The organism is Lacrimispora amygdalina, assembly GCF_900205965.1.
Taxonomy (GTDB): Bacteria; Bacillota; Clostridia; order Lachnospirales; family Lachnospiraceae; genus Lacrimispora; species Lacrimispora amygdalina_A.
In genome coordinates, this window is sequence record NZ_OAOF01000013.1 from 1 (window position 1) to 19,092 (window position 19,092).

Sequence of the window (19,092 nt, forward strand, 5' to 3'; positions counted from 1 at the left end):
CTCCTTTGAACCCGCTATTTGTCGGAATATCAAAAGGTGTATTAAAGTTGCCCTTTTTTACCTAAATAGAAAAATTAATTTTTTTTCCATTCACTATTGACATTTCTTAGCTGGACTTAATATATTTGTTATGAATATAATACATGAATCATAGAGTATTATTTCTTAACTTCATTTTTTTAATCTATTTTTATTAATTTATCGCATCGTTGGGCATATATTTATAAGCTTTGATAAATCAGATCGATATGGCAAAAGATAATTCACCGGGAAGATAAACAGAATACAAATCAAATTCCTTTACTTACTGCACAATATAAAAATAGGACTCCCGAAGACCGGAAATCCAAATTAACACTAGCTTTTCTTAAAAGCGCGAGACGGGACTCGAACCCGCGACCCCGACCTTGGCAAGGTCGTACTCCACCAACTGAGCCACTCGCGCATATATGTTTGTTTCACAACACTGGCATTATACCATATGCGGGACAAATTTGCAATAGATTTTTATTTTTTTTTATTACAGAAATAATATATAACAAATGTGCTTTTCTAATAATTTGGAAACTTTATCCAATACTGTTTCTTGATTAATCACTGGTAAAATCACCCATTATTCCTTATTATTTTCCTAATATTATTAATTTAAAAGTGCTTTTATTTTATAATCTTAATTCATAACTTAATATATCCAATTATTCTGATTTTTCATTGACACCATTCTGACGGTTCCGTATAATGCAAGAAATTGGTCATCTGACCAAAAGGGGGACGTGATATGGGGCAAATTTTATCAACAGAAGACCGAATTCTGGATGCAGCCCTTACAGTCATTCAGGAAAAAACCATCGGAGGCTTGAGAATCAGGCAGGTGGCAGAAAAAGCACATTTATTTCAATCCAACATTCACTACTACTACAACAGTAAGAAAGAGCTTCTCCTTGCTGTTCAAAGAAAAGTCTTAAACCGTTACCGCGAAATCCGCCAGCAATCCATAAACCAATCGGGAATTGGTCCGGAAGCGACCCTGGAAGATCATCTGGACATTTTTATAAAACAGAAGATTCACACGATTTTAATAGAAGATAAATACGATGTTGCTGAGCTGGATTTTTGGAATCAGTCCCGTCTGGATCCTGACATGCATCAGGAATTCTGCCGTTCCTATCAAAACTGGAGGAGCGAAATACGGGAAATCACAGAAAAATTTGCACCTGATATGCCTTTGGCAAAACAGAATCTGGTTGCCGGAATCGCCGTCTCATTACTGGAGGGAGCCACGGTTCAGTTTCTGGTTGACAAAGAAGCATTTGATTTAGATTCATATTTTGCCTATTGCAAATCAATCCTGATCCGGGAGATCAGAGGCTAGGAGGAACCAATGAAGGAATTGCTGAGAATGGAGAACATCACCAAGCAGTTTGGGGATGTATATGCCAACCGCAATATCAACCTCTCTGTGAGAGAAGGAGAAGTACATACTCTGCTGGGGGAGAACGGTGCTGGAAAGAGCACATTGATGAATATTCTCATCGGCTTATACCAGCCCACTACAGGAACCATTTTTCTCCGTGGAGAAAAAGTAAAAATTGATACTCCAAAGGCGGCAGTAAAGATGGGAATTGGCATGGTTCACCAGCATTTTATGCTTGTGGAGGCCATGACCGTACTGGAAAACATTATTCTTGGAACCCGGAAGGATTCCTCTGTTTTCATAAAAAAGGACCAGGTCAGAAAAGAAATTCTGGCACTTTCAGAAAAATACGGTCTTGATGTGGAGCTGGACAAGCTGATTACCGAAATTTCTGTTGGTGCCCAGCAAAGAGTGGAAATTTTAAAAGCCTTATACCGGGGAGCGGAGCTTCTTATTCTGGATGAACCCACAGCGGCTCTTACCGACATGGAGGCAGAAGGGCTTTTTTCCATTATCCGCAAGCTGACCGGAGAACAGAAATCCGTGATCTTTATCTCCCACAAAATGAGAGAGGTTCTTTCCGTCAGTGACCGGATTACGATTCTGCGGGCTGGGGAAACTGTCACCACATTAAATAAAGAAGATACCGACGGCACCCAGCTGGCCAATTTAATGATCGGTAGAGAAATGGTGCCAAGTAATTATAAAAAAGTCACATCTCCCGGAGATGAGGTCTTAAGCTTTCAGCAGATCAGTTATCAGAAGCAGCAGAAACACAGCGGCTTAAACGATGTCAGCCTGACCGTCCGGAAGGGTGAAATCCTGGGCATTGCCGGAGTGGACGGGAACGGACAGTCACAGCTGGCGCAGCTGGCTGCAGGAATTATTGCACCGGATGAAGGAAACGTGTTATTAAAGGCCTCCCGCATCTCCCGCTTTGCACCCAATGGATTCATTCTCAACCATGTCTCTCATGTCCCGGAAGACCGCAATAAAATGGGACTCATCGGCAATATGACTGTCAGGGAAAATCTGGTTTTAAAAGCAACAGAAGAGGACCGTTTTTCCTATGGACACGGAGCTCTTTTAAAGAATAAAGCCATTACAAAATTTGCTCTTGAGATGAAGGAAAAAAATGATATCCGCTGTGCTTCCATCGAGCAGGAGGTGCGTAACCTCTCCGGAGGGAATCAGCAGAAAATTATACTGGCAAGAGAAATGGAGAACGATCCCGAGCTCTTAATCGCAGTTCATCCCACCAGAGGACTGGATATCGGTGCCGCCCGTTATGTGCATGATACCATGGCCTCTGCCAGAGATAATGGCTGTGCAATTCTCTTAATCAGTGCAGATTTTGATGAAATACTCAATCTGTCCGACCGGATTCTGGTTATGTTTGAGGGACAGGTCATGGGAACCTATTCAGGTGTCAATCCGCCCATCGAACAAATCTCACTTGCAATGGCAGGAAAGGGGAATTAGGACATGAAGCAGAAAGAAAATTTAATGAAAGTCATCGTGCCCGTATTATCCATTCTGGTGGCATTCATCATTGGAGGAATTATTATTATCTGCCTGGGTAAGAACCCCTTTCAGGCATATGGATTTTTGTTTTCCGGGGCATTCGGAAGCAGCAGAAAGATCGCTCAGACCCTTGTGATCGCCTGTCCCCTGATCTTTACCGGACTGACCGCTGCCTTCTCTTATAAATGCGGTGTGTTCAATCTTGGCGGGGAAGGCCAGTTTGTTATGGGCGCTGTTGCAAGCATCTTTTTTGTGACAAAATCAGGTATAGAAGGGTTAGCAGGAATACTGTTAAGCCTCCTGATCGGAGCAGCAGCCGGAGCATTATGGGGTGCCATTCCCGGAATTTTAAAAATAACAAGAGGCTTAAATGAAATGATTGTCAGCATCATGCTGAACTATGCAGCAACTCTCTTTATGGGTTACGTTTATACCACACTTCTGCGTGATGGAAGCGTACCCCAGACCTTTGCTATTCCCGCCAGCACCAAACTCTCAGTAATATCAAAAAGCTTTCCTGTTCACTGGGGCGTCTGGATCGCATTGTTTCTTGCATTTGCAGGCTACTATTTTCTTTTTTATACCTCAAAGGGATTTAAGCTAAGGGCAGTGGGATTAAATTCGACTGCAGCATTTTTTAACGGCTTCCCTGTTAACCGGTATGTACTCTTCTCCTTTATCGCCTCCGGAGCGGTGGCTGGACTTGGCGGAAGCGTGGAACTTCACGGCAAACAGTTAAGGCTGATGAGCGGATTTGGTCAGGGCTTCGGCTTTGACGGTGTGGCAATCGCACTGATCGCACAGCTTAATCCCATCGGAACAGCCGCTGTGGCATTCATTTTCGCCATACTGAGAAAAGGAGCAAGCACCTTACAGACCGGCATGCAGATTCCCACCGCAGTGGTTGATATTATTCAGGCACTGGTCATTATATTTGCGGTGGCCGGCACTGCACTTTTAAAGCTTCCTGCAATCAGACAATACATAAACAGCCACATGGGGAAAAAGGAGGTCACTAACTGATGGATGCATTTTTAAACATGAATTTTCTTACAGAGCTTTTGCTTTCCACCATTCGCATGGCTACTCCCATCCTGTTTGTTGCTCTGGCTGAAACCTACTCGGAACGGGCCGGTTTAGTCAACATCGGTCTTGACGGCATCATGTCCTTTGGTGCATTAATCGGGTTTCTGATTGGTTATCGCAGCGGTAGCCCTATGGTCGGTATCCTTGCCGGCGCCCTGTCAGGAATTGCCATTAATATGATTTATGCGTTCTGCACCATCCGCTTATGCGCGCCTCAGATCGTATACGGCATGGCAATAAATATCTTTGCACCGGCACTGGCTTCCTTTATTTACCGCCTTTCCTTTTCCGATACCTCCACACTCATTCAGGGCGTATCCATGAAGGCACTTCCCATTCCGGTTCTAAGCAGGATACCTTTTCTTGGTCCTTTGTTCTTTAACCACATTCCTCTGGTGTATGCCGCATATCTTCTGGTGCCTGTGACAACTGTTTTCTTCAGCCGGACAAAGGCCGGACTTAACTTTAAAGCCGTAGGAGAATTTCCAAAAGCTGCAGAGACACTTGGAATCAATGTGGTGCTTCAGAAATACCTGGCCTGCGTTATCTGCGGCGCACTTGCAGGGATCGGCGGTGCGTATTTAACCATCTGCTACACCAGTACATACTCCGAAGGAATCGTTGCAGGCCGTGGTTTTATCGCCCTGTCAGCTGTTATATTCGGACGATGGATGCCTTCCGGAGTCCTGTTAGCCTGCCTGCTTTTTGGTTTCTGTGATGCACTGCAGATCCGGTTACAGCTTTTAAGTCCATCTACGCCCTACCAGTTACTCCAGATGATTCCTTATCTGTGCACCCTGTTTGTTCTTGCATTTTTCGGAATCCGAAAAAGCGGTCCGAAGGCAAACGGCCAGCCCTATTACAGGGAAGAGCGCTGATGATAATTCCAGGATAGCCCTGCGAATATATATCTTTTCAAACATAAAAGGAGGATTATTATGAAAAAGACTATGAAAACAGCTTCACTTATCATGGCCGCAGTTCTTACCGCCATGAGTCTTGCCGCATGCGGCGGCAAAGCTGCCTCAGAGAAGACAGAATCTTCTGCAGCAGAAACAGCCAAAACAGAAACTACCGCAGCAGAGACTGCAAAAGAAGGTGACACACAGGCGGCCGCTGATACTAAAGCCGGCGGCTTTAAGGTAGCCATGGTCCTGGACTCTTCTGTTTCTGACGGAGGCTGGGGAGCAAGCTGCTATCAGGCTATGGTAAATGCAGCAAAAGACAGCGGCTGGGAAACAGTGTATACCGACAACGTTGCTACTGCAGATTATGCCACTGTTATGACAGACTACGCAGAACTGGGCTATAACCTGATCTTCGCTCCTGGTAATCAGTATACCGATGCAGTAAAGCAGGTAGCAGAGGAATATCCGGAAATCAATTTTGCTCTGTTAAATGGTACCGTTGAAACAGAAAACATTACCTCCATTCTCCCTGATGCAAAGCAGATCGGCTACATGGCAGGCGCTCTTGCCGGTCTCATGAGCAAGACAAACAACATCGGATTTATCGGCGGTATGGAGCTGGATACCACCAAAGCAAAGCTGGAATGTTATGAAAAAGCTGCTAAAAAGGTAAATCCTGATATTAAAGTTTCTTCTGCTTATGCCGGATCTTTCAGCGATACTGCCAAGGGCAAGGAGATTGCTTCCTCCATGGTCTCCACCTATGACGTTGATGTAATGTTTGGTGATGCCTCTGCAGTTGATACAGGTGCACGGGAAGCTCTGAGTGGTTTAGAAGGCAGATACGATATCGGTCAGCCCGGAGACTTAGGTTCTGCAGATGATAAGATCATCATCTGCTCTGTGGTAACAGACAATGCAGCTTTATTAAAGGCATGTATGAAGGATGTGGAAGCAGATACCTTTGGCGGCCAGACAATTTACGGAGATTTAGGCAATGGCTGCTTAAGCATAGGAACATTCTCAAATGCAGTTCCTGAGGACATTCAGACACAATATAAAGAAATTGTAGGCCAGATTCAGGCAGGAACTTTTATCCAGTAATTATAAAGCCCCACGCATTCAGTATGGATCAACATACTGGAGGCATGGGGCTTTTCCCTGTCTGTAAAACGGGGATCTTTCAAACGATACATAATGAACGGAATTGGGGAATCCTGATTTAATGGTGCTGTCTATTATTTTGTCAGTGCAAAGGATTCAAAGAACTTATCAATCTCCGGTGTTCTTTCTCCAGTTGCTGAAACCGCCTGGAGCTGGTAAATACGATCTCCGGCAATGTAAACTCTGTGATAGAAGGTAATAGTATCAGAACCTGACGGAACACTGTACTTTAATTCTTTTCCCATATACTCACCAAGAGTAATATCCTTGCTGTCTTCAATGGTATAGGGAATATTGGAAACGGCGCCCTGCAGCATGGCTGCGGGATCTGCATTACCGCCCTCTGGTATATCACTGTACATCACATTATAAAGAGCATCCTCCTGCTCAAGCATATAGGAATACAGGTCTATAGCAGTTCCTTCAGAAGAAGCGGACTGCTTCATCTCTTTCGGTGTTCCCGGATAGCTGGCTGTAAACATACCATTGGGATCTTCAAACGGTGTGAATGCATCTTCTGCATCTGCGACAGTGCTCTCATCTGCTGCCTTACTTTCTTCTGCTGTTGTCTGTGATTCTGCTGCTGTTGTGTCTGCTGCTGAGCTCTCAGCCTTTTTACTGCAGCCTGCAAGTGCAGCAATCAGTAAGCAAGCCAGTAAAATACTATAAATTCTCTTTTTCATAATCTCTCCTTGTCAATTGTTATTGGCAATTCCCCTGCTTTTATATGTAAAATCGAAAGCAGTAAGATTATAACACAGAACTTGTATAGTAACAAGTTTTTTTATATATAATTATTATTTAATATTTTGTAACTTTTTATCTGCACTGCCGGTGGACATTCCTTCTTTACTGTCTTCTATCAACCACAAACTCATGGGTGGGAACAGGAATATTACATTTCTTAGCTGCTCTTACTCCCAGACCATGAGCTACTGCGATCTTCATATTCATTCACCTTCCATCGTCAGGAAAACTCAGCGATTCCCTCAATGGCATAAGCACGGATCGGACAGGAATCAAGTCCCTTGATCGGAATCGGTGTATAGGACATGAAGAAGGTATCCGTTGTCAGTTCCTCTAAATTCTTAAGCACTTCTAAAAACACCACATCAACCTCCATTAAAACATCATGGAATGCAGAAACATCGGTGTTGTTGCTTTCAATGGAAACACCGTCTCCGAAGCCAACACATTTCACCTTTTTTTCTTTCAGCCACTCAGCTGTTTCACGGCAGATAAAAAGTCTCTTATCTTCCTCCGTGTTAGAAGCGGGAGTAAATGGAGGCAGCTTATACTGGGAATCCAGAATTACGATATCACCTTCTTTGATACGGCTGCCACAGGCTTTCTCTAAATCCTCTCCCTTTATTTTACCGTTAGGCTCCATATGAGTAATATTTACATAAATAGCACGTCCCATAAATGTACTGATGGGAAGGCCCTGTACATCCGTCCAGTTATCATTGTGATGATACGGACACTCAACATGAGTTCCTAAATGGCTGGTCAGATCCATGATGGTGTGAAAATCCGGGATCGGACCGCCAGTGTTAAAACGGAATAAATGACACCTTCTTGATTCTGCCGCCGGATCCAGCTGCTTTGTTAAATCAATCACTCTTAATCCATTGCCTAATTGAGATACGCTCATTGTTTTCCTCCTCCTGTGAGATTGAATATTAATTGTCTTATTGCTGTTATTATACCTGTATACCGGTATACCGGTCAATCTTTTTTTATTGACTTGTGAATTTTTCTGGGGTATGATAGGCTAAAATCACGAAAGGAGTTTTTCATGAACGATAGCGTTTCCCTGCAGTCACAGGCTTATAATATCATCAAAGAACAGATTTTATCCAAATCACTGGACTCAGATATTTTATATTCAGAGACCAGACTGGCAAGAGAGCTTGGAATTTCACGGACTCCTCTGCGGGAAGCACTTCAGTGTCTTTCCCAGGATGGCTACATCACCATCATCCCAAGCCGGGGCTTTAAGATACGCCGTCTGGATAAAGATACCATGCGCGAATCCATTGAAGTCCGCTGTGCAATCGAAGGTTTCTGCGTTCATCTGGCTGCCTCTTTAAGAGCAGACCAACGGTTTCTGACACTTCTTAAGGATATGGAAGAGTCCCTGAAACGGCAGAAAGCCGCACTGAGTTCGGACAACTTTCCTGTCTCTTTTACGGAGGAGGACCATCAGTTTCATATGCTTCTGGTCCATTTTGCCAGAAACAGTGAATTTGACCACTTGTTCCAGCGCCTTCTTTACATGATCCACCTGACTACAGCCAATGCCCTTACTGTTACAGGCCGGACACAGGCTACGTTAGAGGAGCACGAGAATTTTTATCATCATTTAAAAAATGGAAATACAGATCAGGCTTATCAGATTCTGATTGCTCATCTCATGATGCCTCTTAGGATGAATTTAATCTGACCCCCCCCCCGCTGCTAAACGGCTGCCAGATCTTCGTTTTATTTGCTTGCAATATCCTTCGTATCCAGATTCCCCGAAACGATTGCTAAGATCTGGTTCCAGATCTGTTCGTCAACGGTTACTCCGTTTTCCATGCTCTGCTTTCTGGTCTCTACGGTACGTTCGCCGGGGCAGGTAACTTTACCTCCCTCTTTTTCCGGATGGCTGTCATCTGCAGCTGCAACTCTTCTGTTTAACATCTCCTGAATTTCTTCCTTAGTGCCGAACAGATATGGATCATAAGCAATGAATATCTGGCAGCAGCCTGTACAGCTTCCTCTTCCTTCCTCGTCCATATTCAGTCCGCTTTTTCCGTTGGCCATAAGTGCCGCCGCCAGATCAAGAGCAATGGCCATGGAACTTCCCTTCCAGTATCCGGCAGGAAGTATCCTTCTGCTTTCCTCAATCGCTCCCGGATCATCTGTCAGGTTGCCGTCTTTATCGAAGCCACCGGGGTACGGCAGCTTTTTGCCCGCCAGACGGTATACGCCAAGCTTTCCGTAGGCATACTGGCTCATTGCCATATCAAGTACGATGGGACCATCTTCTCTTGGAACGGCGATACAGAACGGATTGTTCCCTACCCCCGGTTCATCACTTCCCCAAAGCGGCATACAGCTTTCTGTATTAATCCAGCTGATTCCCATATATCCGGCTTCCGCCATTCTCCAGGCATAAGTGCCGCCCCGCATCCAGTGCGTGGTATTTTTCAAAGCTACACAGCCGATTCCATGCTCTTTGGCAAGCTCCATGGCACGGTCTGCACAAAACAGGGCATTGGTGATGCCGATTCCCAGATGTCCGTCATAATTTTCTACTGCACCCTTGGCTCCTACTAATTCCGGATCACCTTCCGGATCAATCAAGCCTTTTAATACATATTCTACAAATCGGGGAACCCGGTTTAATCCGTGGCTTTCCACTCCATCTGCGCTGGACTGGGTGTGAACTCTGGCACAAATTTCTGCCTTTTCTTTCGATAATCCTGCCTGCAGCAGCGCCTTCTCAACGGTTTCACGCATTGTGTCATAAGGAATTTTTATACTCATTTCTTTTTCTCCTGTCTATTTTTTTATAAAGCACAAAAACGGACAGCCTCAGAATCAAGGCTGCCCGTTTTAATTAATAAGCGGGTGATGGGAATCGAACCCACGTATCCAGCTTGGAAGGCTGGTGTTCTACCATTGAACTACACCCGCAAGGATTTCAGAAAGATTTCAAATGCGCTTCGAAAAGCACAGTGCCCAAAGCCGGAATCGAACCAGCGACACGAGGATTTTCAGTCCTCTGCTCTACCAACTGAGCTATCTGGGCTTATTCTCCTGCAACATGAGTAATTCTACAAGATTTCTCCCCAATTGTCAAGACAAGTTTTATAAATTTTGCAATAAAATATAAAATAATAACAGTTTTTATATTGACTATATTATAATAATATAATATTATAATTTTATAATATGCGAGGAGGTAAACTAAAACAATGTCTTTAAGTCACAGCATACTGGGTTTCTTATCTTATGGAAGTATGACCGGATACGATCTGGCCAAAGCATTTGGTTCATCTGTCCGTTTTTTCTGGTACGCCCAGACCAGCCATATATATTTAGAACTGAATAAATTGGAAAAGAAGGAATTCGTCACCTGCGAAACCATCATCCAGACAGAAAAACCAAACAAAAAACTTTATACTATCACGCCAGAAGGAAAAGTGGAATTTTTCCGCTGGCTCGCAGAGGAGAATCACGAATTCACCAAGGGAAATAAAAATGCTTTTTTAATGAAAGTATTCTTCTCCGGAAACAGACCACCCAGAGAATGCATTGATATGCTTACTGATTTTATCAGTGACTGCAGCCTTTATCTGGGTGAAATGCAGAAAATACCTGACATCATCAGTCATTACAGCAGCATGGTAGAAACAGACCAGAAGCTGTACTGGGAATTATCTGCAGATTTCGGCTACAGCTACATACAAATGTGTATGGACTGGGCCCGCAGATCCATCAAACGACTGGAGGAACTGACATGAATGTCCTGATTATAAGCGGAAGTCCCAGGGGCACTAAAAGCAATTCTCTTAAGCTGACCGAATCATTTGTTCAGGGAATGGAAGAAAGCACCTCTGTTCATACAGAAACACTGACCGTTTCAAAGCTCAGCATTAAGCCGTGTCTGGGCTGCTTTCACTGCTGGAAGGAGACACCGGGAAAATGCTGTTTATCCGATGATATGACAATGGTGATTGAAAAGATTCTGGCTGCTGATGTGGTCGTATACAGTTTTCCCCTATATTATTACGGACTTCCCTCCCATTTAAAGGCACTGATAGACAGACAGCTTCCCATGGTATTGCCTTTTATGGAAAAGGGAGACCACAGCGGTTCCCATCCTTCGCGGTATGGCAGTTCAGAAAAACGTTATGTCCTGATCTCCACCTGCGGCTTTTATACCTCCAAAGGCAATTATGACGCGATTGATGCCCAGTTTTCCCACCATTTGGGTAAGGACAATTACGAAAGCATCTACTGCGGACAGGGTGAGCTTTTTTCAGTTTCCGAACTGAAGAGTCGAACCGACGAATATCTGGAGATTGTCCGTGCAGCAGGCAGGGAATTTGCAGACGGCAGGATCTCCCAGGAAACCAGAGACCTCCTAAAACAACTGCTTTATCCAAGAGATGTATTTGAACGTATGGCTAATGCAAGCTGGGGGGTAGAACCATTGGACCGGAGCGGTGTACAGGAGAAATCCGGCCCTGCTGTTTCATTTACAAGACAGATGGCGGCGCTTTACCGGAAGGATTCGTGGAATGGCAGAGATCTTGTTCTGGAAATGCATTATACGGATGAAGATATCGCCGTGCAGTTAATTATGGGCAAGGAGGATTGCCAGGTTATAACCCGGAATTTTAAACCATATACTACCAAAATCACAACGCCTCTTTCTGTATGGATGAAAATCGCAAAGGGAGAAATTGACGGACAGGCTGCACTGATGGACCATCTTTATCAGGTAGAAGGTGATTTTCAGCTGTTAATTCACTGGGATGATTATATGGGTCTCTCTTCGAAGTCCCAGGTCCCACAAACGGCTCCAGTTAAAAAAAGCAACATGACCCTTATGCTGCTTCCATGGTTTCCACTATGGTTTACAGGCTTTTATCAGCCTGTATTTGGGGGTATTCTATCAATAATTATCAGTGCAGCCATACCGTTTTTATTTTTCCGGTATCAGCCCACCCCATTTGATGTATTCTCCGGATTTTCGGCAGCGCTTCTTGGCCTCCTTGCCGTAACAGGATATTCCACCTTATATCTGGTTCCCTTATCCTACCTGCTGTTTGGACTCATGTGGACTGTGACCGCATTTATGAAAGTTCCCTTATCCGCTTATTATTCTATGTATGGATTCGGCGGAGAACGTGCACTTAATAATCCTCTTTTTATAAAAACCAACCGGATCCTGACCGCCTGCTGGGGAATTCTTTATCTTCTCACCCCTGTGTGGACCTATCTGTTTCTTAATTTCAATTACAGGCAGCCTGTCACCCTCCTCAATACAGCACTTCCATTTGTTCTTGGTTTCTTTACCAAATGGTTCCAGGAATGGTATCCGGCCCATTATGCAGCCAGCAAATAACAGAAAAAATAATTGTAAAATGTAAATAATTGTATTATAATACAAAAAGCAGGGAATGAAGTTCTCCCTAAGGCTAGTCCTTAAACCGCTTATTAAGCTGATGACTTCTGTGATAAAATATCGCAGACGTATCAGCTTTTTTAATCGTCTGCAAAGAATGGAGAAACAATATGTTATTATCACTGGCACTTATATTTCTTATTGGAATGGCTTTGGGTTCCCTTTTTGAAAAACTGAGGATTCCCAGCCTTCTGGGAATGATCCTGACCGGCATGCTGCTTGGTCCCTACGTCCTTAACCTTCTCGATCCAACTATTCTGGGAATATCCGCAGAGCTGCGTAAGGTCGCGCTTATTATTATCCTGACCAGGGCCGGCTTAAACCTGGATATCCAGGATTTGAAAAAGGTGGGGCGCCCTGCTATTCTTATGTGCTTTATCCCCGCCAGCTGTGAGATTGCTGCGATGGTGATTTTTGCCCCCATGTTTCTGGACATCACGCGGTTAGATGCTGCAATTATGGGAACGGTTGTGGCAGCAGTCTCACCAGCAGTAGTTGTCCCCAGAATGTTAAAGCTGATCGAAGGCGGTTATGGAACCAAAAAAAGCATTCCCCAGATTATTATGGCAGGTGCTTCGGTTGATGATGTTTATGTTATCGTACTTTTTACCGCGTTTACCGGTCTGGCAGGCGGAAAAGCCATCAATCCATCCGATTTTCTCACCATACCGACCTCAATTATATTCGGACTTTTAGGCGGAGCTGCTGCCGGTCTGCTTTTGTCCTTTTTCTTTCAGCGTTTTCACTTAAGAGACAGCGCAAAGGTTATGCTGATCCTTTCCATTTCATTTCTTCTTGTGACAGCTGAGAATTACATTAAGGGAAACATTGGATTTTCCGGACTTCTGGCAATTATGGCACTCGGGGCTGCACTCAGACAGAAAAAATATGAATTATCGAGAAGGCTTTCACTTAAATTCTCCAAGCTATGGGTTGCCGCAGAGATTCTTCTGTTTGTTCTGGTAGGAGCTACTGTTAACATTCAATACGCGCTCAGGGCCGGAATTATGGCTGTTCTTTTAATATTATGTGTTCTTGCATTTCGTGTCGCAGGCGTCTTTTTGTGCCTGTTAAAAACGCCGCTCAATAAAAAAGAGCGCATATTTACCGCGTTCGGATATATGCCAAAAGCAACCGTACAGGCTGCCATCGGCGGACTTCCCCTTGCCATGGGACTGTCCTGCGGAGACATCGTTTTAACGGTTGCCGTCTTATCAATTCTGGTTACCGCTCCACTGGGAGCCACACTAATAGACCGCACGTATCAAAAATTGTTGGAGCAAAATCATTAATAAGAATGCTGCGTCAGAAGCGGGAATCTGTACCCTTGCTTTTAACGCAGCATTCTTATTTACAGGCTAAAGTGATTCTTTCAGCCGTTCTACATTGATTTCCTCGAATTTTAACAAACGCTTCATCAACTCCACAATTTCTTTTTCCGCTTCCCCTTCATACTGCCTGATTCGTTTGATACAGTCAATGATTCCCCGTACACTTCCCAATATCAGCATTTCAGCCATATGGGAGGCACTTTTGTCAATCATTGTCTTCATATCAATTGTCAGGTAGGTCATCACTTTCTGAAGCTGCCCTATTTCTTTTTCCTTGTACCCATGTTTGTTTAACAGTTCCTTTGCTTCCTCATGAATACCTGTATATTCCTTCAGCTGTGAATGAAGCTGTTTTTTAAAAGCCTCATTATCCGTCATTGGTAAAAGTTGGTGTAATGTTTCCACTCCCATCTGGGAATTCTGATAAATGAAATTAAGTAATTCTGCATCAGCGCTCATACCTGCACCTCTTTTCTTTTTTATTAGTATGAGACAAAAAATAATTTTTATAACAGGAGGTATATAATGACCCAGAAACCGTTATTTTTTACTGATAAAAATCGAAATGTTATTCTGGAAGCAATTCTTGGTACACCAAACGCTGCCATACCAGACAGCTTAAAACCCTTTGAATTCCTGGAACCCAATACGTCCGATGCAGCATCGGAAAAGCACGCACCTGTTCTGGAGACAAAAGGTCTTCATGTCACAGTTAAGGTAGGAAGCGTACTCCACCCTATGTCAGATGATCACAGCATAACCTGGATTATGCTTGAGACAAAGGCCGGATGCCAGATGAGAATCCATTTTACGCCAGGTTGTGAACCAGTTGCCCACTTTACCCTGGAGGAAGGTGATTCTCCCAGAGCTGCTTATGCATACTGCAATCTCCATGGCTTCTGGAAGACAGAGGCTTAATAATGAAAAAACAGATTGAATCAGACCTCTTCCTGGTCTGAATCAATCTGTTTTTCTTCTTTATTTACCCGGAAATGAGACACCTCCGTCTGAAGAGCCTGCGCCTGCCCCGCCAGCCGTTCACTGGAGCCGGAACTTTCCCTCGCTGTCTCCATATTGGACTGAACTGCTTCTGACACAGTTAAAAGGCTCTGATTGATCTGTTCCATCACCTGTACCTGTTCCATGGAGGAGTTTTCTATCTCCCTGATTACTTCTTCTGTCATCCCGGCCTGTCCAGCTATTTCTTTCAGGACCCGTCCGGTATTTACCGCCAGACTCCTGCCCTTTGAAACCGCGTGGACGGACTGCTCCACTAACCCCTTTGTTTCCTTAGCTGCATCTGCAGATTTCGCAGCCAGATTACGGACCTCGTCTGCAACAACTCCGAAGCCTTTTCCTGCTGCCCCAGCCCGTCCTGCCTCCACTGCTGCATTTAAAGCCAGTATGTTAGTCTGAAATGCGATATCTTCAATCAGCTTTGTAATGCCGCTGATTTTTCTGGAAGTTAAGTCGACCTCTTCCATTGCCTGATTTAAGCTGTGCATATGTAAATTTCCTTCTTCCACTTTCTTTCCGGATTCTATTACATAAGCAGACGCTTTCTTCACATACTCTGCATTTTTCACGGACTGTTTAAAGACACCTGCTATGGATGTCTGCAGCTCCTCTATGGCACCGGACTGCTCCGCAGATCTTTTTGCAAGCTCCTGAGCCCCATCCCAGACCTGCCCGGAGCCTTCCGTCACCTCATATGCGGATGCCTTAATGCGCAGAAGCGTCTCTCTGAGCCGATATGCAATCGCTTCCATGGAAGTCCGGATTCCATTAAATTCACCAGGATACTCACAGCCGCTTTCCGCCTGTAAATTTCCACAGGATATTTCATACAGAAACCGGGATATGTCCGATATGATTTCTTTATATTTCCCTGCCATCTCATTGACCTTCTGTACGATCTGGCCTATTTCATCACTTCTGCGAATGGACAATTCCAGATTTAAATCACCTCCTGACAGCCGTTCAATTGCCTCTGCCGCCTGTCCGATCGGCTTTGTAATTCTGTTGGCAATATGAAGCATTGCCAGACCCGCAAGTATCATGGAAACAATACCAAGAACCAGGGACCCCAGAATAGAGACTGTCACCCCTGACATAAATTCCGACTCCATAGCTGTCACATTTACAGACCAGCCATCCGTATCTGCTATAGGAGTATATGCCCCGATTTTTTTCTTTCCGTTTATCCGGAAAAACCGGAAACCAGCCTCACCCTTTATCATAGAGCGCTCCAGGCTGGCCGCCTCTGCATATGCTCCTGGATTCTTTTTTGCATCTTCAATATCATTTTGTCCGGCCAAAACAAGAGAAAAATCTTCATGAGCCATTTTCCTGCCATCCCGGTTTATCATATACGTACTTCCCGTATTCCCCAGTTTGGTATCTTTTATAATTTCATCAAATACAGCGTATGGAAATTCCAGGACTACAACAATGTCTCCATAGGGATAAATATATTCGTAAGAGATTTTACCTTCTTTTATAATTGGATCTGATAAGGAAGGCTTTCCTTCTTCCGCCTTTAAAAATGCCGCATCCTGACTATAGGAATCTCCGTTTACAATAGATACTCCATCCTTGGAAAGAATATCAATCCGGTTTAAGCCATACTGGGAGCTGGACATATTCAAAAACAGCCCGATATTTCCGCCCCGTGCCGCATTTCCCTTCTGATACAGCGCAATGGATTCTGCAATCACAGAATACTCTTTTAATTGCTGGGTAATTTTCTCCGACACCAGTTCCGACGTCTCTTTTAAACACTTATTTAGAGTTCTGCGATTTAAATCATAAGAAAGATAAACAGATCCCGCAGACAAAATAAAAACAATAAAAATAATACAACCCATGGTAAATAAGATCAGTTCTCTTTTAATTCCAGCTGTCTTACGTCTCTTCATTCCTGCTGTCCTCCGATATAAACGTATGGCTCTATTCCATTATGGAAAGAGACAGGATCATTATAACGGATAGTATTCTGATAAGTATAGACGTTTTACCAATATTTTACAATTTTTACCTATTGTTTACACAATTAATTCCTTTCTAAACAGACACGACATCTTTCTTCCTCAGCCAGATAAAAGCTACCGCTGTTGATGCTGCCAGATAAAACAGACAGCCGGCCAGAAATTGTTCCTTACTGCATGCCATCGGACCTCCCGGACTGTTGGCCCTCATTCCCAGACTTAACAGTGTATAGGGATAGAAAGCTCCCAGACCTTTGGAAAGAGCTGCAATCCCCAGAATTCCCCCCGCTATTGCAATTCCTACCGGTACCGCAAAGCTCCGGATAATCAGGGAAAGCAAAAGCTGGACACTGCAGATAACAACTCCTCCCATTGTCCCAAACAAAAGCCATTCAAAAAGCTCCGGCGGAACCGGATCCGAAAGTCCCGATAATATTCCGGAAAGTATAAACAAAATCCCTACCCATATCTGAGTCAGCACCACCATGGCAGATGCCGTAATTAGTTTTGCCAGATATAAATGAAGTTCAGGAACAGGAAGCGTCATGACACGATTCCAGTTATGATTGGTGTGCTCCAGCCGGAAAAGATAAGAGCAGTAAACAGCAATTGTAGCAGGCAAAAAGAAATAACAGGTGAACAGTGTATGCTGGGTCCAGAGACTGTACCACCCATCCTCCAGTATTTCAATATTCTGGAGATAATTAAATGTCCCCATAAAAGCAGGGAGAACAGGAAGAATAAGAAAAGCCAGCCATACCGGGCTGCGTCTTAACTTCATACGTTCCCCACGAAGTACATTCCATAACATAAACTTACCGCTCCTTTCTGGTAAAACACCAGCGTCCTGTCAGATAAATTGCCGCAAGCAGTCCCAGAAGCAGCAGAAAACCGCTCCAGTCAACCGGAATATACTGCAGATCTGCAATTTTAGTCTGAAAGTCCCAATTCATCTTTACCGGTGTCAAAACCCCATAGTAACTCCATAAAATTCCTTTCTGTATGCCAGGCGGCAGAAAAAGGGAAAAAAGACCTGCAAAGCTTCCCGTAATTCCAACGATCAACGGAATCATCTGATTGGAAAATAATATAGAAACCACCTGTTGGAGCGCTAAAATGGTAATAGTCACCGTAACCGTTGTAATCAGATAATAAACCAGGTAACCCGGCGGAAATGGTTCCGTAAATCCCGCCGTTTTCCCAAGAATAATAATAAATAAGGTCTGGGCTGCGCCTGCTGCCGCCATATAAAGGGAGGCACAGATAAACTTTGCATCAAACAGGATACCTGCCGGCATAGTCGTCAGCAGCAGCTTAAAGGTCTGTCCCTTATGCTCCAGATCACAGATTCTGGAAGCTGTTATTGCAGCTATCATTGGCATCAAAATCGTATTGAAAACAGAAAAATGATACAAACACTGCATATACCCCTGTGACAGTTCTTTGGCATTCATATCCCGAAATGCCCATAACGCCCACAGGCACTGTATTCCAAGCAGCGCAACAATCGTAACCCAGATTTTTCTCCTTCGTATTTTATAGAATTCAAGGCATATTTCCTTCATTAAAGATTCACCGCCATTCCCGTTAATTCCAAAAATATATCCTCCAGCGTTTTTTTCCGTTCTTCTATCCGGACAACACCAATCTCATTCTTTAAAAACTGCAGAAAATATTCCGCCAGCTTTCGGTCCGGAAGTCTGGGAATCAGCAAAAATCCCTCTTCTTCCTGACAGGAAATCCCCTGGCTGCTTAATACATTTCTGGCCGCTTCATTATTCAGAGTACGAATTGCAATACAACTGTCACTTCTGTCATGAAGCACAGACAGCCGGTCCTGAAAAACCAGTTCTCCTCTGCTGATCACACCAATATGATCAGCCATCTGGTCAATTTCGCTTAATAAGTGACTGGATACCATGACTGTCATACCAAAAGAATGAGGCAGCGAACAAATCAGCTCCCGTATCTCCTGGATACCGGCAGGATCCAGTCCGTTGGTCGGTTCATCTAAAACAAGGAGCTTCGGATTCCCTAACAGTGCGGCGGCAAGGCCCAGCCTCTGCTTCATTCCCAGCGAATACTGGCCCACCTTTTTATTCTTTTGATTTTCCAGGCGTACCAGCTTTAACACACGGTCAGCTTCATGATCCGGCAGCTCTTTTAAGGTGCTGATTATTTTTAAATTTTCTTCTCCTGTAAGGTGTGCATAGTAACTTGGTGATTCAATAAGTGATCCCGTTTCTTTTAAAATGGCAAGCCGGTTTTTGCTGTTCACCTGTTTATCAAACACGGTAATGGTCCCGCAGGTGGGTTTTGCAAGCCCCAGTATCATCTTCATTGTGGTAGATTTTCCGGCTCCATTGGGACCGAGAAATCCGTAAATTACCCCTTCAGGTACTGCCAGGTCTAAATCCTTTACTCCCATGGCTGATCCATATTGTTTGCTGAGACCATTGGTAGTAATTATATTTGTCATACTTTTTCATCTCCT

At 44.1% G+C, this 19,092-nt stretch carries 18 protein-coding genes, 3 tRNA genes and 1 riboswitch; of the genes, 10 read left to right on the forward strand and 11 right to left on the reverse strand.

Annotated elements, in window-relative coordinates:
• Nucleotides 1-372 precede the first annotated feature (372 nt).
• Nucleotides 373-445, reverse strand: a tRNA-Gly gene (locus tag CRO04_RS16555).
• Between the two features lie 333 nt (nucleotides 446-778).
• On the opposite strand from CRO04_RS16555, the gene CRO04_RS16560 reads away from it, so the two are divergent.
• Genes CRO04_RS16560 through CRO04_RS16580 form a run of 5 tightly spaced genes read left to right on the forward strand, consistent with a single transcriptional unit; the run spans nucleotide 779 to nucleotide 6,036 of the window.
• Nucleotides 779-1,372: a TetR/AcrR family transcriptional regulator gene (locus CRO04_RS16560; protein WP_097005361.1), complete on the forward strand. Its 594-nt coding sequence runs from the start codon at nucleotides 779-781 to the stop codon at nucleotides 1,370-1,372.
• A 9-nt stretch (nucleotides 1,373-1,381) separates the two neighbouring features.
• Complete coding sequence (locus CRO04_RS16565; protein ID WP_097005362.1) at nucleotides 1,382-2,896, forward strand: ABC transporter ATP-binding protein; 1,515 nt, start codon at nucleotides 1,382-1,384, stop codon at nucleotides 2,894-2,896.
• Nucleotides 2,897-2,899: 3 nt separating this feature from the next.
• Nucleotides 2,900-3,961, forward strand: a complete 1,062-nt coding sequence (locus CRO04_RS16570; protein ID WP_097005363.1) for an ABC transporter permease — start codon at nucleotides 2,900-2,902, stop codon at nucleotides 3,959-3,961.
• On the forward strand, nucleotides 3,961-4,902 hold the full coding sequence (locus CRO04_RS16575) for an ABC transporter permease (protein ID WP_166432594.1): 942 nt from the start codon (nucleotides 3,961-3,963) through the stop codon (nucleotides 4,900-4,902). The genes CRO04_RS16570 and CRO04_RS16575 overlap by 1 nt, the downstream gene beginning before the upstream one ends.
• A gap of 60 nt (nucleotides 4,903-4,962) precedes the next feature.
• Complete coding sequence (locus CRO04_RS16580) at nucleotides 4,963-6,036, forward strand: BMP family protein (protein WP_097005364.1); 1,074 nt, start codon at nucleotides 4,963-4,965, stop codon at nucleotides 6,034-6,036.
• A gap of 134 nt (nucleotides 6,037-6,170) precedes the next feature.
• On the opposite strand, the gene CRO04_RS16585 is transcribed toward CRO04_RS16580, so the two are convergent.
• Together CRO04_RS16585 and CRO04_RS16590 are read right to left on the reverse strand one after the other, a co-directional pair.
• Nucleotides 6,171-6,779 (reverse strand): hypothetical protein, encoded by a 609-nt coding sequence (locus CRO04_RS16585; protein WP_097005365.1) that lies wholly within the window; start codon nucleotides 6,777-6,779, stop codon nucleotides 6,171-6,173.
• 284 nt (nucleotides 6,780-7,063) lie between these two features.
• Nucleotides 7,064-7,750 carry a cyclase family protein gene (locus CRO04_RS16590; protein ID WP_097005366.1) on the reverse strand — a complete coding sequence of 229 codons (687 nt, stop codon included), beginning with the start codon at nucleotides 7,748-7,750 and terminating at the stop codon, nucleotides 7,064-7,066.
• Between the two features lie 144 nt (nucleotides 7,751-7,894).
• On the opposite strand from CRO04_RS16590, the gene CRO04_RS16595 reads away from it, so the two are divergent.
• Nucleotides 7,895-8,542 (forward strand): GntR family transcriptional regulator, encoded by a 648-nt coding sequence (locus CRO04_RS16595; protein ID WP_097005367.1) that lies wholly within the window; start codon nucleotides 7,895-7,897, stop codon nucleotides 8,540-8,542.
• 38 nt (nucleotides 8,543-8,580) lie between these two features.
• Here CRO04_RS16595 and yiaK read toward each other — a convergent pair whose 3' ends face one another.
• From yiaK to CRO04_RS16610, 3 genes are all read right to left on the reverse strand, one after another.
• A complete protein-coding gene (gene yiaK / locus CRO04_RS16600; RefSeq protein WP_097005368.1) occupies nucleotides 8,581-9,630 on the reverse strand; it encodes a 3-dehydro-L-gulonate 2-dehydrogenase in 1,050 nt (349 codons plus the stop codon).
• Between the two features lie 79 nt (nucleotides 9,631-9,709).
• A tRNA-Gly gene (locus CRO04_RS16605) sits at nucleotides 9,710-9,780 on the reverse strand.
• A 42-nt stretch (nucleotides 9,781-9,822) separates the two neighbouring features.
• A tRNA-Phe gene (locus tag CRO04_RS16610) sits at nucleotides 9,823-9,895 on the reverse strand.
• A gap of 166 nt (nucleotides 9,896-10,061) precedes the next feature.
• Here CRO04_RS16610 and CRO04_RS16615 point away from each other — a divergent pair.
• From CRO04_RS16615 to CRO04_RS16625, 3 genes are all read left to right on the forward strand, one after another.
• The gene (locus CRO04_RS16615; protein WP_097005369.1) at nucleotides 10,062-10,610 is read left to right on the forward strand and encodes a PadR family transcriptional regulator; all 549 of its coding nucleotides are present in this window, start codon (nucleotides 10,062-10,064) and stop codon (nucleotides 10,608-10,610) included.
• Nucleotides 10,607-12,220, forward strand: coding sequence for an NAD(P)H-dependent oxidoreductase (locus CRO04_RS16620; RefSeq protein ID WP_097005370.1), 1,614 nt, complete (start codon nucleotides 10,607-10,609; stop codon nucleotides 12,218-12,220). The genes CRO04_RS16615 and CRO04_RS16620 overlap by 4 nt, the downstream gene beginning before the upstream one ends.
• Nucleotides 12,221-12,262: 42 nt before the next feature.
• A riboswitch (Fluoride riboswitch) is annotated at nucleotides 12,263-12,337 on the forward strand.
• Between the two features lie 53 nt (nucleotides 12,338-12,390).
• Complete coding sequence (locus CRO04_RS16625; RefSeq protein WP_097005371.1) at nucleotides 12,391-13,572, forward strand: cation:proton antiporter; 1,182 nt, start codon at nucleotides 12,391-12,393, stop codon at nucleotides 13,570-13,572.
• Nucleotides 13,573-13,638: 66 nt separating this feature from the next.
• On the opposite strand, the gene CRO04_RS16630 is transcribed toward CRO04_RS16625, so the two are convergent.
• The gene (locus CRO04_RS16630) at nucleotides 13,639-14,070 is read right to left on the reverse strand and encodes a hypothetical protein (RefSeq protein ID WP_097005372.1); all 432 of its coding nucleotides are present in this window, start codon (nucleotides 14,068-14,070) and stop codon (nucleotides 13,639-13,641) included.
• 66 nt (nucleotides 14,071-14,136) lie between these two features.
• Between CRO04_RS16630 and CRO04_RS16635 the strand changes: the two genes are divergently transcribed.
• The gene (locus CRO04_RS16635; protein WP_097005373.1) at nucleotides 14,137-14,529 is read left to right on the forward strand and encodes a desulfoferrodoxin family protein; all 393 of its coding nucleotides are present in this window, start codon (nucleotides 14,137-14,139) and stop codon (nucleotides 14,527-14,529) included.
• 20 nt (nucleotides 14,530-14,549) lie between these two features.
• Here the strand turns inward: CRO04_RS16635 and CRO04_RS16640 are convergent, their stop codons facing one another.
• From CRO04_RS16640 to CRO04_RS16655, 4 genes are all read right to left on the reverse strand, one after another.
• Nucleotides 14,550-16,529, reverse strand: a complete 1,980-nt coding sequence (locus CRO04_RS16640; protein ID WP_097005374.1) for a methyl-accepting chemotaxis protein — start codon at nucleotides 16,527-16,529, stop codon at nucleotides 14,550-14,552.
• Nucleotides 16,530-16,674: 145 nt separating this feature from the next.
• Nucleotides 16,675-17,409 (reverse strand): ABC transporter permease, encoded by a 735-nt coding sequence (locus CRO04_RS16645; RefSeq protein ID WP_097005375.1) that lies wholly within the window; start codon nucleotides 17,407-17,409, stop codon nucleotides 16,675-16,677.
• A 4-nt stretch (nucleotides 17,410-17,413) separates the two neighbouring features.
• Nucleotides 17,414-18,163, reverse strand: coding sequence for an ABC transporter permease (locus CRO04_RS16650; protein ID WP_097005376.1), 750 nt, complete (start codon nucleotides 18,161-18,163; stop codon nucleotides 17,414-17,416).
• Nucleotides 18,163-19,077 (reverse strand): ABC transporter ATP-binding protein, encoded by a 915-nt coding sequence (locus CRO04_RS16655; protein ID WP_097005377.1) that lies wholly within the window; start codon nucleotides 19,075-19,077, stop codon nucleotides 18,163-18,165. Before CRO04_RS16655 ends, CRO04_RS16650 begins: the two co-directional genes overlap by 1 nt.
• Nucleotides 19,078-19,092 lie beyond the last annotated feature (15 nt).

Bases quoted from the DNA above. Each gene is read 5' to 3' on its own strand.
- CRO04_RS16575 (WP_166432594.1), top strand. From the start codon at position 3,961: ATGGATGCATTTTTAAACATGAATTTTCTTACAGAGCTTTTGCTTTCC.
- CRO04_RS16560 (WP_097005361.1), top strand. From the start codon at position 779: ATGGGGCAAATTTTATCAACAGAAGACCGAATTCTGGATGCAGCCCTT.
- CRO04_RS16655 (WP_097005377.1), bottom strand. From the start codon at position 19,077: ATGACAAATATAATTACTACCAATGGTCTCAGCAAACAATATGGATCA.
- CRO04_RS16585 (WP_097005365.1), bottom strand. From the start codon at position 6,779: ATGAAAAAGAGAATTTATAGTATTTTACTGGCTTGCTTACTGATTGCT.
- CRO04_RS16645 (WP_097005375.1), bottom strand. From the start codon at position 17,409: ATGTTATGGAATGTACTTCGTGGGGAACGTATGAAGTTAAGACGCAGC.
- yiaK (WP_097005368.1), bottom strand. From the start codon at position 9,630: ATGAGTATAAAAATTCCTTATGACACAATGCGTGAAACCGTTGAGAAG.
- CRO04_RS16570 (WP_097005363.1), top strand. From the start codon at position 2,900: ATGAAGCAGAAAGAAAATTTAATGAAAGTCATCGTGCCCGTATTATCC.
- CRO04_RS16595 (WP_097005367.1), top strand. From the start codon at position 7,895: ATGAACGATAGCGTTTCCCTGCAGTCACAGGCTTATAATATCATCAAA.
- CRO04_RS16650 (WP_097005376.1), bottom strand. From the start codon at position 18,163: ATGAAGGAAATATGCCTTGAATTCTATAAAATACGAAGGAGAAAAATC.
- CRO04_RS16630 (WP_097005372.1), bottom strand. From the start codon at position 14,070: ATGAGCGCTGATGCAGAATTACTTAATTTCATTTATCAGAATTCCCAG.
- CRO04_RS16615 (WP_097005369.1), top strand. From the start codon at position 10,062: ATGTCTTTAAGTCACAGCATACTGGGTTTCTTATCTTATGGAAGTATG.
- CRO04_RS16580 (WP_097005364.1), top strand. From the start codon at position 4,963: ATGAAAAAGACTATGAAAACAGCTTCACTTATCATGGCCGCAGTTCTT.
- CRO04_RS16640 (WP_097005374.1), bottom strand. From the start codon at position 16,529: ATGAAGAGACGTAAGACAGCTGGAATTAAAAGAGAACTGATCTTATTT.
- CRO04_RS16625 (WP_097005371.1), top strand. From the start codon at position 12,391: ATGTTATTATCACTGGCACTTATATTTCTTATTGGAATGGCTTTGGGT.
- CRO04_RS16590 (WP_097005366.1), bottom strand. From the start codon at position 7,750: ATGAGCGTATCTCAATTAGGCAATGGATTAAGAGTGATTGATTTAACA.
- CRO04_RS16565 (WP_097005362.1), top strand. From the start codon at position 1,382: ATGAAGGAATTGCTGAGAATGGAGAACATCACCAAGCAGTTTGGGGAT.
- CRO04_RS16620 (WP_097005370.1), top strand. From the start codon at position 10,607: ATGAATGTCCTGATTATAAGCGGAAGTCCCAGGGGCACTAAAAGCAAT.
- CRO04_RS16635 (WP_097005373.1), top strand. From the start codon at position 14,137: ATGACCCAGAAACCGTTATTTTTTACTGATAAAAATCGAAATGTTATT.